This window comes from Microbacterium sp. S1037, assembly GCF_048381605.1.
GTDB classification, from domain to species: Bacteria; Actinomycetota; Actinomycetes; order Actinomycetales; family Microbacteriaceae; genus Microbacterium; species Microbacterium testaceum_B.
On the sequence record NZ_JBLWIG010000003.1, the window covers coordinates 157,251 to 169,427 of the forward strand.

A 12,177-nucleotide genomic window follows, 5' to 3' on the forward strand; every position below is an offset into this window, starting at 1 on the left:
GCCGCCGTCGCGCGTCGCCCGCGCTCGCGGCCCTCGCCCGATGCGACCGCGCCCGGCTCAGCGCGCGCCGGCGCGGGCGGGGTGGTCGTCCGCGAGGCGGTCGCGGCGGTCGGAGCGCAGGCGGGAGCGGAACGTGCCGTCCTTCGGGAAGCCGCCGTACAGTCCGCGCTCGGTGAGGGCGGGGACGAGCATCTCGGCGAAGTCCTCGACCGACGCGGGCGACAGGAACGGGTGCAGCAGGAAGCCGTCGACTCCCGACTCCTCGACGAACGACCCGATCGCGTCGGCGACGGCGTCGGGGGTGCCGAGGAACCTGTCGTCGGCGAACGCCGTGACCCTTGCGAACTGACGGCGCACATCGCCCGCCGTCAGTGTGGGCGCGTCCGCGCGGGTCTCCTTCGTCTGCGTGGCGTTGGTGGCGCGCTTGACGAGCGGCTCGTCGTCCGCGTATCGCGAGAAGTCGATGCCGCCCCACCCGGCGTAGGCGGCGAGCTGAGCCTCGGAAGAGTAGTGCGCCTGGAGCGAGTCGATCTTCTCCTGCACCGCGATGTCGGTCGGGGCCACCACGAGGTTCATGCCGACGACGGCGCGGATCTGCGTGGCATCCCGGCCCAGTTCTTCGGCCCGTTTGCGGATGCCGGCGAGCCCCTCGCGGATCGCCACGGGGTCGCTGTCGCCCACGAAGATCAGCTCGGCGTGGCGCGCGGCGAACTCGCGGCCGCGCGGCGACCAACCGGCCTGGATGATGACCGGTGTGCGCTGCGGCGACGGGGTGCTGAGGTGCGGTCCCGCGACGCGGAAGTGCTCGCCCTCGTGATCGATGCGGTGGACCTTCGCGGGATCGGCGAAGCGCCCGGTGGCCTTGTCGCCGAGGAACGCGTCGTCTTCCCAGCTGCGTTCCCACAGCGCGTACGCGACCTCGAGGAACTCGTCGGCCCGGTCGTAACGCTGATCGTGGGCGAGCACGTCGAGGCCGAAGTTCGCGGCGGCCCCCGGGAGGTACGAGGTGACGACGTTCCAGCCGATGCGCCCGTCCGTGAGGTGGTCGAGGGTCGAGAACCGACGTGCGTGCGCGAAGGGGTGCTCGTACGTGGTCGAGACGGTCGTGCCGAAGGCGAGGTTCTCGGTGACGGCGGCGAGCGCGGGGATGTGCAGCATCGGGTCGAGCGCAGGCAGTTCGACGCCGGTCTCGATCGCCGTCGCGGCGGAGCCGCGATACGTGTCGTACATGCCGAGCACGTCGCCGAAGAAGAAGAGATCCATGCCGGCGGCTTCGACGCGGCGGGCCTGGTCGGTCCAGTAGCGCAGCGAGGTCGCGGAGAGGCGGTCGTCGGCGGGATGCGTCCACATGCTCGCCGCCGAGGAGCCGTTGCCCACGCACGCCTGCTCGTACAGACCGAAGAGCAGGGGGCGGGGATCAGACATTCGCGGGGGTCCGTTCTTCTCGGGCGGGGGTGCGCCAGCGGACTTCTCCGCCGACGACGGTGAGGGATGCCTCGGCGGGGCCGTTCTCGACGAGTTCCGCGAGTGCGTCCTCGGGGGCGGCGGACGACACCGGGAAGACCGCGATGTCGGCGCGCGCGCCGATCTCGAGGACTCCCGTCGGATCGGCGGCATCCAGACCGAGGGCGTGTGCCCCTCCGGCGGTGGCGGCGTGGAACAGGCGGGCGTGCAGATCGGCGTCGCGGTACCCCTGTGCGTGTGCGAGGCGGTGGAGCGCGGCGACATCGTCCCAGAGCGACAGGCTCGGCGACGACGAGAGCGAGTCGGTGCCGACCGCGATCGCGTTGCCCTCGCGCAGGTAGGCCGCGATCGGGGGAGGGTCGAGACCGATGACGGCGTTCGACCGGGGGCAGAGCGCGACGCTCACCCCGCGTTCGCGGAGCAGTCGGCGGTCGTCGGCGTCGACGTAGATCCCGTGCGCGAGGTGCGTGGTCGGCCCGAGCGCGCCCAGCGAATCGAGATAAGGGATGACGCCCGTGTCGATGCCCCCGTCTCGCAGCAGCGCGAACTCGCCTCGACCGTTCGCGCGCCACCGCTCGGCGAGATCGCCGGTGCCGGTGCGGACGTAGGCGTCCTCCCACGCGGACTCGGCCGCGTGGATGTGCTGACGCACGCCCCACTCCGCGGCGAGGCGGGACAGGTCGCGGATGACCTCGGTGTCGAGCGAGTAGATCGCGTGCGGCGAGATGCCCACCGCCGGGGGAGTGGGTAGGGCGCTCAGCTGCGCGCGGACGGTGTCGGGACCGCCGAGCCGCCAGGCGCTCTCGGTCCACCCGAGCACCTCCCAGAAGGCGATCCCGTGCAGCCCCGCCGCGTGAACGGCGCTCCCGGCCTCGGCATCCGTGACGATCTCCGCCACCGCGGTCGTCCCGGACCGCAGGCACAGGGCGGCCCCGGCCGCGGCCGACGCGCTCCAGTCGCGGGGGAGCGGGTAGAGCTCCATGAACGCGCTCATCCACGACTCGAAGCCCTCGTGCGACGCTCGACCGACCGCGGCCATGTCGGTGTACTGCAGGTGCGTGTGCGCGTTCACGAGCCCCGGAGTCAGGGCGCCGTCCCACTCGTGCACCTCCGGAGCGTCGAACTCGCGGACGACCTCGTCGAAGCCGCCGACCGCCGCGAGACGACCGTCGCGCACGGCGACCGCTCCGTCGGCGAGGGCCGGCGCGCCCGGAGAGAGAACCGCGCGGGCGCGGTGGACGACCACGCTCACTCGTCGTCTCCTTCGGCGGCGATCCACGAGGCGAGGAATTCCCGCTGCGCTGCCGAGACGGTGTCGACCGTGCCCCCGAACGAGGCGAGCGCGATCGCCGCGACCTCGTCGTCCGCGCCGCGCGGGAGCTCGTGCACCGCGGCCCCGAGCCCTGGCGTCGTGAGCAGATACTCCACCGACGCGAGCTGCACCCCGAACGACAGGTCCATGATCTGCACCGGGTTGCCCTCGGCCGCGCTGACGTTGAGGCAGTTGCCGTCGTCGAGGACGTGCACGAGCGATCCGCTCGGCATCCGAAGGGTCGACACCGCCCCGTCGCGCGCGATCTCGGTCGCGCCGGCCGCCCGGGCGGCATCCAGGGCGATCTCCTGCGAGACGCCCCCGCCGACCGCCACGATCGCCCCGCTGGGCAGGGCCTCGAGGTGGGCGACGTCGACGGTCTGCCGGATGCCGGTCGCCGAGATCACGAAGTCGGCCTCGGCGGCCGCGTGGGCGAGAGTGCGGACGGGGAACCCCGCGAAGGCCGCCTGGAGGGCCGCGACCGGATCGGTCTCGGTGACGATCACGCGCGCACCCAGAGCCGCGGCGTGCTCGGCGATTCCGGAGCCGACGCGCCCGTAGCCCACGACGACGACGGTGGCTCCGCGCAGCGACCGGTTCGCGACGTCGGCGACCGCGAAGACGACCGACTGCCCCGTGCCGTGCCGGTTGTCGAACAGCGACTTCGATCGCGCGTCGTTGGCGGCGATCACGGGGATGCGCAGCGCACCCTCGGCGTGCATTCGTCGCAGGGGTCGGACGCCGCTCGTGGTCTGCTCGGTCGCGCCGCGCATCTCGGCGACGACGTCGGGACGCTCCAGGTGCACGAGGCGGATCGTCGAGGCACCGTCGTCGACGATCACCTCGGGTCGGTGGTCGAGCAGCGCGAGGGCGTTCTCGCGGTCCTCGGAGCGGCCGGCATCCGCCCGCGCGTACACCGCGAGACCGGCGTGCGCGAGGGCGGCGGCCACCTCGTCGTCGGTGTTGCGTCCCGCTGAGGTGACCGTGACCTCGGCTCCCGCTTCGGCGAGAGCGAGGGCGACGGCGGCGGTCTTCGGCTCGAGCACGTCGGACACGCCGATCCGCACCCCGGCGACGGTGCCCGAGCGGCGCAGTCGCTCGGCGAGCACCACGGTCACCGGCATGTGCGCGCGCGCCCAGTCGATGCGGTCGGTTCCCGCGCGCCAGAGCGAGGGGTCGGCGATGCGTCCGGTCACGGGGCCACCTCCCGGGCGAAGCGGTCGTCGTCCCCGTCGAGGAGGATGAGGGCGATCAGCGCGTCGAGCAGCAGCCACGGGGTCGCGGCCAGGGGTGCGTCCTCTTCCGGCAGCGGCGACGGCATCTCGACGAGGAAGGCCTTCCCCGCCTGCCCGACGAACGGGCGCGACGAGGGCGACGTGCGCACGCCCGCGGTCGCCGTCCCCGCGGGGGACGCGTCGGCGACGAGCCCCTCGAGGGTGTCGACGGGAGGGATGCCGTGCCCCTCACCCGTCAGCAGCGTGAGGTGCACGGGGGTGTCGCGGGAGGCGAGGGCATCGAGTGGCTGAACACGGTACCCGTCGAGGCGCGCGGCGAGGGCCACCACGGGTGCGTCCGACGCGCGGATCACCGCGGCTCCCAGCGTGCGGAGTGAGGTCGCGAGCGCCTCGGCGAGCAGCCCGTCGCCCACGACGGTCACGGCCGTCCCCGCGATCGTGAGGTTGGTGCGCGACGAGACGGCGCGGAGCACCTGTTCCGCGCGAAGGCGGGAGTACAGGATGCCGAACGCCGGCGACCCGAACGGATCGACGCCGTCGTCAGCGCGGGAGAGATCGATCCCGGCCGCCTCGCGCAGGAGAGCGCGTAGAGCCGGGAGAAGGGGAGGGAGGGCACCGCCGTACGACAGGGTCACGAGCGCGCTGCGCCACTCCCGGTGGAGGCGGAGGGAAACGGGGAGCAGCGCGTCGATCCCGTCGGGCGTGAGAGACCGGAAGGACGACACGTCTCGACGGTACGGTGCGCGGGCACCGGATCGCCACTTCGTGACGGCGCGTGGCGTGACGTGGTGGGCGCGGCGTGGTGCGGCATCGTGCCGAGCGGCGGCGGTGGCCGTGGCATCCATAGGATGGCGGGCGTGACCTATTCGATGCCTCCGGAGTCGTTCCGGACGCTCCGGCCCGAGCCCGTGCGTCGGTCTTCGCGCACGTGGGACATCGTGCTCACGATCGTCTTCCTCGTTCTGCTGCCGCTCGCTGCGCTCGCCGCGTCGTACGCGGGTCTGTTCCTGGCCTTCGCGTCTGACGCGTGCGGGGTGCAGAACTGCAACAGCGAGCTCATGAACCTCGGGCTCTGGTCGGCCGTCATCTCCCCGTGGGTGGTGCTCCTGATCGGCGTCGTCGTCTCGATCGTGCTCCTGGTCAAGCGACGGTTGGCCTTCTGGGTGCCCCTGGCCGCGATGGCGCTCATGACGGCGCTGTGGTTCGTCGCCGCGGCGATCGTGAGCCTCGGGGTCTCGGCATCCTGAATCCGAGAACCCGCTCGGGGGCAACCCCCAGGATTCGCCTCTGACCGGGCCGTAGCCTTGGAACGGGCGCCCGGATGGGCGGCCGATCACCGAGCGCGAAGGCACCCGATGACCGACATGACCCTTTCCGCCGCACCCGTGGCGGCCCCCTCCGCGGAGGAGGGGCAGTCCTGGCTGACCTCGCTCGCCGACTGGACCGTCTCGCTCATGGAGGTCATCGGTCCCGTGGGTGCGGGTGTCGCCATCGCGCTCGAGAACCTGTTCCCGCCGCTGCCGAGCGAGGTCGTGCTGCCGATGGCGGGTCTGACCGCGAGCCGCGGTTCGTTCACCCTCTTCGAGGCGTTGCTGTGGACGACCGTCGGATCCGTGGTCGGGGCGTTCATGCTCTACGGCCTGGGGCGCTGGCTCGGGGCCGCTCGCCTGCGCAGCTTCGCCGAGAAGATGCCCCTGTTGCACCCCGAAGACGTCGATCGCACCGTGGCCTGGTTCGAGCGCCACGGCGGCAAGGCGGTGTTCTTCGGGCGCATGATCCCGATCTTCCGCAGTCTCATCTCGATCCCCGCGGGCGTCTCGAAGATGCCGATGTGGCGTTTCGGCCTGCTCACCGGCGCGGGAAGCCTCATCTGGAACACGATCTTCGTGCTCTCGGGCTACCTGCTGGGCGAGAACTGGCACATCGTCGAGGAGTACGCCTCGATCCTGCAGTACGTCGTCATCGCGGCCGTCGCGATCGGGGTGGCATGGTTCCTGTACAGCCGCATCCGGTCGCTGCTCGCTTCGCGGCGCGATACCGCCGACACGCGTCACGACGCCTGAGCTACGGCATCCTTCCGCGGTATCTCCACGTCGAGACAACCCGCTCGCTCGCTCAGTCAGACCACAGAACCCGCCCGTAGACTGATCCGGTGCCCGCGGATCGCCTTCATCTCGTGCGCCACGGGGAGGTTCACAACCCCCGTCGCGTGCTCTACGGTCGGCTCCCCGGGTTCGGTCTGAGCGTCGACGGCCGGCACATGGCACGCCAGGCCGCCGAGTACGTCCACGGGCTCGATCGGCCCGTGTCGGCACTGATCGCCTCGCCGCTGCAGCGCACGCGCGAGTCGGCCGAGCCGTTCGTCTCGCTCTTCGGCATCGAGCCCGTGATCGACGAGCGCGTGATCGAGCCGACGAACGTGTTCGAGGGGCGCCGCATGAAGCAGGCGCTCGCGAACCCGGTCAACTGGCGGCACCTGCGCCAGCCCGCCGTGCCGAGCTGGGGCGAGCCGTACGCCCAGGTGGTCGCGCGGATGACGGCCGCCATGACCGATGCCTGGGACCGCGTGCCCTCGGGCGATGTCGTCATCGTCTCGCACCAGCTCCCGATCTGGGTGACCCACCTCGCCCTCTCCCTCCAGCCCACCCGCCACGATCCCCGGAAGCGCCGCTGCGCGCTGTCGAGCGTGACGAGCTTCGAACGGCGCGATGACGTCGACGGCTCCCGCCGCTGGGTCGAAGTGGCCTACGCGGAACCGGCGAGCACCGCCGGGGCCGTCGACGTAGGAGCCGTGTGATGCGCCGAATCCTGTCCGCCGCCGTGGTCGCGGTCCTCGCCGTGAGCCTGGCCGCCTGCACCACCGACCCGCTGGCCGAGCAGTACCGCGCGGGCGACAACAAGGGCTACATCGCCGCCAACGGGTTCCAGACCCAGGAGATCGCCCCCGACCAGCGCGGCGAGCCCGTCGATTTCAAGGGCACCCTCGACAACGGCTCGCCCGTGTCGAGTGCCGACTTCTCGGGCAAGGTGCTCGTCGTCAACTTCTGGTACGCGACGTGCGGCCCCTGCATCATCGAGGCGCCGCGGCTCGAGCAGGCGTATCAGTCGTTCCAGGGCCAGGACGTCGCCTTCCTCGGCATCAACACGTACGACCAGGGTCCGACCGCGCTCTCGTTCGCGCGCGACAACAAGGTGTCGTACTCGAGCGCGCTCGCCGTCAACGACGCCGAGCTCAAGCTCGCGTTCAATGACAAGACGCCCCTCAACGCCACCCCCACCACCCTCGTGCTCGACAAGCAGGGACGCGTGGCGGCCCGCATCATCGGCGAGCTGCCCGAGGCGTCGATCCTCGAGTCCATGGTGCGTACCGTGCTCGAGGAGAACGCGTGAATCCGGGCGCTCTCGTCTTCGACGGGGCACTCTGGCTCGCGATCCCCATCGCCCTCGCCGCGGGACTGATCTCGTTCCTCTCGCCCTGCGTGCTGCCGCTGGTACCCGGATACCTCGGCTTCATCGGCGGTGCCGTCGCACCGCGGGGGAGCTCGGCATCCGGGAACGGTCGCGGTCGTCTGCTCGGCGGAACCCTGCTCTTCATCGCCGGCTTCACCGTCGTCTTCATGGCGCTCAACGTGCTCGGCGGGGCCGCGGGGGCTTTCTTCACCCGCTACGCCGACGTGATCACGCGCATCGTGGGCGTCGTCATCATCCTCATGGGCCTCGTCTTCATCGGGCTCTTCGGCATCGCCCAGCGCTCCGTGCGGATGCAGGCGCGCGGCAACCTCGGCCTCATCGGCGCGCCGCTGCTCGGCATCGCCCTCGGCGTGGGGTGGACGCCGTGCATCGGCCCGACGCTGACCGCGATCATCTCGGTGTCGTACAACCTCGGGGATCCGTGGCGGGCCGCGCTCCTGGGACTCGCGTACTCGCTGGGTCTCGGCATCCCGTTCATCCTGCTCGCGCTCGGGTTCGGCTGGGCGACGCGCTCCGTCGCGTTCGTCCGCAAGCACATCCGGCTGGTCAACCTCATCGGCGGTGCGCTGCTGATCGTGCTCGGCCTGCTCATGGTCGTCGGCGTCTGGGGAACGTGGATGTCGACGCTGCAGGGGGTGATGCTCAATGTCCAGCTCCCGCTCTGATCGAGGTGGCACCGTGACCGAGCCGACCGACGGCGTCCTGCGCCCGTCCGATCACGCCGACTCCACGCCCTCCGGCGACGGGGGCGACGACATCACGCAGCCGCGCCTGGGCGTCATCGGCTGGATGCGATGGGGCTGGCGACAGCTCACGAGCATGCGCACCGCGCTCGTGCTGCTGCTGCTCCTCGCGATCGCGGCGGTGCCCGGATCGATCGTCCCGCAGCGCAGCGCCGACCCCAACGGCGTCACGCAGTACTTCACCGACAACCCCGACCTCGCGCCGGTGCTCGACAAGCTGAGCATGTTCGACGTGTACACGTCGCCCTGGTTCTCGGCGATCTACATCCTGCTGTTCATCTCGCTGATCGGGTGCGTCCTTCCGCGCACCAAGCACCACTGGAAGGCGCTGCGCTCGCAGCCCCCGCGCACGCCCGCGCGGCTCGGTCGCCTCGACGATCACCGCGACGTGACCGTGTCGGTGCCGGAGGGCCAGGATGCCGCGGCCGTCGCCGCCGCGGCCGTCGACAGCGCCACCGCGCAGTTGAAGAAGAGCGGCTACCGCGTCGCCCGCTACGACGGGCGGGGCACGTTCTCGGTCTCGGCCGAGCGCGGGTACCTGCGCGAGACCGGGAACCTCGTCTTCCACGCGGCCCTGGTCGGAGTGCTGATCGCGGTCGGCGTCGGCGGAGGCTTCACCTACACGGGCCAGCGCGTGCTCGTCGAGGGACAGGCGTTCGCGAACAGCCTGCTCGACTACTCGTCCTTCAACCCCGGACGTTTCGTCAGCGGCGACACCCTCACGCCGTACTCGATGACGCTCGACAAGTTCGACGTGAACTACGTCGCTCCCGGGCAGCCCGGTGGCGGGCAGGCCGGCGACTTCGTCGCGCACATGACCACGCAGGCACCCGGCGGCACCCCGCAGGACGGCGAGATCCGCGTCAACCACCCGCTCGACGTGCAGGGCGACCGGGTCTACCTGCTCGGCAACGGCTACGCCCCCACCGTGACGATCCGCAACGCCCAGGGCGAAGAGGTCTTCCACGACTCGGTCGCGTTCCTCCCGCAGGACTCCAACATGACCTCGCTCGGCGTGATCAAGGTCGCCGACGGCATGCCGGAGCAGCTCGGCCTCATCGGCTTCTTCTACCCGACGATGAACGTGCTCGACTCGGGCGCTCTGACCTCGACCTACGGTGCTCTCGAGTACCCCGTGCTGACCCTGCGCGTCTACGCGGGAGACCTCGGCATCGACGACGGCACGCCCCGTTCGGTCTACACGCTCGACCCGACCAACATGACGCAGCTCGCCGGTGGCGACAGCGGCACCCCCGCGATCCGGCTCATGCCCGGTGAGACCCAGGACCTGCCCAACGGGCTCGGCACCATCACTTTCGACAACGCCGCGCCGGCGGGCGCTTCGGGCTACGACGGTTCGGTCAAGCGCTTCGTGTCGCTGTCGATCCACCGTGACCTCGCCGGTCCGTGGGTGCTCGCTTTCGCCCTGCTGGCCTTGTTCGGTCTGCTTGCCGCCCTGTTCGTGCCGCGTCGACGCATGTGGGTCAAGGCGACGCCGCGCGGCGGGGCGGTGCTCGTGGAGTACGCCGGTCTCGCCCGCGGCGAAGACCCGACACTCGCTGCGGCCGTCGACCAGATGGTCGAGAGGCATCGGGGGTCGCTTCCCGCGGCTGCTCCTGTTTCTGACGCTGCCGCGTCTGCGGCTTCGGCCTCTGCGGCTTCGACCTCCGCGGGGGATGCCCCGAGCGGCCCTGCGAACGGCGCCGAATCCGCCCCGACCGACCCGTCCCACCCCGACACCGGAAAAGTAGACTGACACCATGCCCGGACCGAACTCGCTCCTCCTCGACGAGATCTCCCTTCTCCTGGTCTGGACGGCGGTCGGCGTCTATGTGCTGGCGTTCATCGCCTACGCCATCGACCTCGCGCGCCGTTCCGACCTCGCCGTGAAGGCGAAGGACCAGGTCGTCGCTCGCGAGCTCGTCACGGCCGGTGGCGGGGGCGTCATCGACGCCTCGGCCGGGGGTGTGGCATCCGGTCCCTCGTTCACCGACAAGCCGCGCTATCTGTGGGCGCGCATGGGGACGGCGCTGACCGCGCTCGCGTTCCTCTTCCACCTCGCGGCGACCGTGCTGCGCGGGTTCGCCGCCGGTCGCGTGCCGTGGTCGAACATGTACGAGTTCGCCCTGACCGGCCTGCTCCTCATCGTGATGGTCTACCTCGCGTCGCTGACGCGGTACGACCTGCGCTTCCTGGGGTCGTTCATCACGGGTCTCGCGATCGTGCTGCTGGGTGGTGCGACCCTGGCGTATCACGTCGAGGTGACGCCGCTCGCCGACCCGCTGAAGTCGGTGTGGCTCGTCATCCACGTCTTCGTCGCCATCCTCGCGACCTCGCTGTTCGCGCTGGCCTTCGGGCTCTCGGTCGTGCAGCTGCTGCAGACGCGGCGCGAGCGCAAGCTCGTGGGTGCGCCGGTGGATGCCGCCGGCCGCCGCAGCTTCCTGCGCACCCTCCCGTCGGCCGACGCCCTCGAGTCGCTCGCCTACCGTTTCGCCATCGTCGGGTTCATCTTCTGGACGTTCACACTCATCGCGGGCGCGATCTGGGCCAACGATGCCTGGGGTCGCTTCTGGGGCTTCGACACCAAGGAAGTCTGGACGTTCGTCATCTGGGTGCTGTACGCCGGGTACATCCACGCCCGCGCGACCCGCGGCTGGCGCGGCACCCGCTCGGCCTGGCTGTCGATCATCGGTTTCTCGGCCGTGCTGTTCAACTTCACGATCGTCAACGTCTTCTTCAAGGGCCTGCACGCCTACAGCGGCCTGACGCAGTAGGCGTGCGGGCGGCGCGGGGCGGCGGCGCGCTGCCGCGCCCGCGCGCCCGCGCCGCGCCCGCGCGCCCCGCGCGCTGCCGCGCCCGTTGAGTGTCCAAAACACGCCGTAACTCGGGTCGAGGTTGCGGCGTGTTTTGGACACTCAACGGGGTGGCGCGTCTCAGGGGTGCCAGCCGGCCGTGCGGAGTGCGGCCGCGACCGGGGCCACGATGTCGCGTTCGGGGAACGCGAGGTGGTGAGCGACCACACGGACCAGCGTCCACCCCTGCGCAGCGATAGCGCGCCAGCGATCGGCATCCTTCCGAAACTGCTCAGCGTCCGCATGCTGTCGTCCGTCGTACTCGACCGCCACGCGGTGGTTTGGGTACGCCATGTCGAGCCGAGCGACGAATGTGCCAGACGGATCGCGGAGCGTCCAGTTCAGGTCGGGTTCGGGGAGCCCCGCCTGGACGAGGATGAGTCGAACGTGCGACTCGCGTGGCGATTCCGAGCCAGGGCGGGCGAGGCCCGCGGCCGACCGTAGCGCGACGATACCCCGGTGGCGGTGCTTGCCCGCGGCCACCGCAAGGGCGGATGAGGGAACGTCGTGGGCGAGGAGCCAGTCCCCGATCGCCACGAGGTCGGCCTCGCTGACCGCCGAGGCAAGGTGAGTCCAGGTTGCGACTTTCGCTGTGACGGGTAGGCCATCGAGTGTCACGATCTCGTCGGGAAGGAGGGCCAAGCGGTGACCCACGACGCCCTTCGTTCGGGGCTCTCTCGCGGGAGAGATGGCGCTGACGTGGATGACCTCGTCGTGCCCATAGGCCAACGGCATCCCCCAGAGGCGTGCTGCTGTCACGTGGCTGAAGAACTGGCCCGGGCGCAGCCTCGGGAGATAGGCGCGACAGCGTTCGAGAACGGAATCCCGGGGCGTATCCGCCGATGCGCGCACGCCGTGGAAAGGTGCCTTCAGATCACGTGCGATCAGTCGACGACGAGGGACCTGGAGTCCATCGGCATCCCGCACATGGAACGCCGCGCCGAGGTTTGCGGGCAAGGGCCGGGGTGGTCGCATCGCGCCATCTCACCGGACTTCCGTCCGGCGTTTCGCTGTCCCCTCTCGCATGTGGATAGGACGCCGCCCTGTGCAGAAGGAGTCGCTGCGTCTGCTCCGATCGCGCCGTGGACGGCTGCCCCCCC

12 protein-coding genes are annotated in these 12,177 nt (G+C 70.9%); 7 read left to right on the forward strand and 5 right to left on the reverse strand.

The annotated features are described in order from the left end of the window. Positions 1–57 precede the first annotated feature (57 nt). From ACMW4R_RS15780 to ACMW4R_RS15795, 4 genes are read right to left on the reverse strand one after another with little or no spacing between them, the layout of a single operon-like run. Positions 58–1,425 carry an NtaA/DmoA family FMN-dependent monooxygenase gene (locus ACMW4R_RS15780; protein WP_058613833.1) on the reverse strand — a complete coding sequence of 456 codons (1,368 nt, stop codon included), beginning with the start codon at positions 1,423–1,425 and terminating at the stop codon, positions 58–60. Continuing rightward, a complete protein-coding gene (locus tag ACMW4R_RS15785) occupies positions 1,418–2,716 on the reverse strand; it encodes an amidohydrolase family protein (protein ID WP_418300368.1) in 1,299 nt (432 codons plus the stop codon). The genes ACMW4R_RS15780 and ACMW4R_RS15785 overlap by 8 nt, the downstream gene beginning before the upstream one ends. After that, the gene (locus ACMW4R_RS15790; RefSeq protein ID WP_418300369.1) at positions 2,713–3,972 is read right to left on the reverse strand and encodes an adenosylhomocysteinase; all 1,260 of its coding nucleotides are present in this window, start codon (positions 3,970–3,972) and stop codon (positions 2,713–2,715) included. Before ACMW4R_RS15790 ends, ACMW4R_RS15785 begins: the two co-directional genes overlap by 4 nt. Beyond that, positions 3,969–4,736 (reverse strand): hypothetical protein, encoded by a 768-nt coding sequence (locus ACMW4R_RS15795; protein ID WP_418300370.1) that lies wholly within the window; start codon positions 4,734–4,736, stop codon positions 3,969–3,971. Before ACMW4R_RS15795 ends, ACMW4R_RS15790 begins: the two co-directional genes overlap by 4 nt. 132 nt (positions 4,737–4,868) lie before the next feature. Between ACMW4R_RS15795 and ACMW4R_RS15800 the strand changes: the two genes are divergently transcribed. From ACMW4R_RS15800 to ccsB, 7 genes are all read left to right on the forward strand, one after another. Further along, on the forward strand, positions 4,869–5,258 hold the full coding sequence (locus ACMW4R_RS15800; protein ID WP_081319241.1) for a DUF6264 family protein: 390 nt from the start codon (positions 4,869–4,871) through the stop codon (positions 5,256–5,258). A gap of 108 nt (positions 5,259–5,366) precedes the next feature. Continuing rightward, positions 5,367–6,074: a DedA family protein gene (locus ACMW4R_RS15805; RefSeq protein WP_418300371.1), complete on the forward strand. Its 708-nt coding sequence runs from the start codon at positions 5,367–5,369 to the stop codon at positions 6,072–6,074. Positions 6,075–6,163: 89 nt separating this feature from the next. Then, positions 6,164–6,808: a histidine phosphatase family protein gene (locus tag ACMW4R_RS15810; RefSeq protein WP_418300372.1), complete on the forward strand. Its 645-nt coding sequence runs from the start codon at positions 6,164–6,166 to the stop codon at positions 6,806–6,808. After that, the gene (locus ACMW4R_RS15815; protein WP_418300373.1) at positions 6,808–7,401 is read left to right on the forward strand and encodes a TlpA family protein disulfide reductase; all 594 of its coding nucleotides are present in this window, start codon (positions 6,808–6,810) and stop codon (positions 7,399–7,401) included. Before ACMW4R_RS15810 ends, ACMW4R_RS15815 begins: the two co-directional genes overlap by 1 nt. Next, on the forward strand, positions 7,398–8,147 hold the full coding sequence (locus ACMW4R_RS15820) for a cytochrome c biogenesis CcdA family protein (RefSeq protein WP_058613827.1): 750 nt from the start codon (positions 7,398–7,400) through the stop codon (positions 8,145–8,147). The genes ACMW4R_RS15815 and ACMW4R_RS15820 overlap by 4 nt, the downstream gene beginning before the upstream one ends. Further along, positions 8,128–9,981: a cytochrome c biogenesis protein ResB gene (resB, locus tag ACMW4R_RS15825; RefSeq protein WP_418300374.1), complete on the forward strand. Its 1,854-nt coding sequence runs from the start codon at positions 8,128–8,130 to the stop codon at positions 9,979–9,981. Before ACMW4R_RS15820 ends, resB begins: the two co-directional genes overlap by 20 nt. Positions 9,982–9,985: 4 nt before the next feature. Further along, positions 9,986–10,999 (forward strand): c-type cytochrome biogenesis protein CcsB, encoded by a 1,014-nt coding sequence (ccsB, locus tag ACMW4R_RS15830; RefSeq protein WP_418300375.1) that lies wholly within the window; start codon positions 9,986–9,988, stop codon positions 10,997–10,999. A gap of 159 nt (positions 11,000–11,158) precedes the next feature. Here ccsB and ACMW4R_RS15835 read toward each other — a convergent pair whose 3' ends face one another. Continuing rightward, positions 11,159–11,836, reverse strand: coding sequence for an endonuclease domain-containing protein (locus ACMW4R_RS15835; RefSeq protein WP_153001383.1), 678 nt, complete (start codon positions 11,834–11,836; stop codon positions 11,159–11,161). Positions 11,837–12,177 lie beyond the last annotated feature (341 nt).

Coding starts and splice junctions, on each gene's coding strand:
- ACMW4R_RS15780 (WP_058613833.1), bottom strand. CDS start 1,425: ATGTCTGATCCCCGCCCCCTGCTCTTCGGTCTGTACGAGCAGGCGTGC.
- ACMW4R_RS15805 (WP_418300371.1), top strand. CDS start 5,367: ATGACCGACATGACCCTTTCCGCCGCACCCGTGGCGGCCCCCTCCGCG.
- ACMW4R_RS15815 (WP_418300373.1), top strand. CDS start 6,808: ATGCGCCGAATCCTGTCCGCCGCCGTGGTCGCGGTCCTCGCCGTGAGC.
- resB (WP_418300374.1), top strand. CDS start 8,128: ATGTCCAGCTCCCGCTCTGATCGAGGTGGCACCGTGACCGAGCCGACC.
- ccsB (WP_418300375.1), top strand. CDS start 9,986: ATGCCCGGACCGAACTCGCTCCTCCTCGACGAGATCTCCCTTCTCCTG.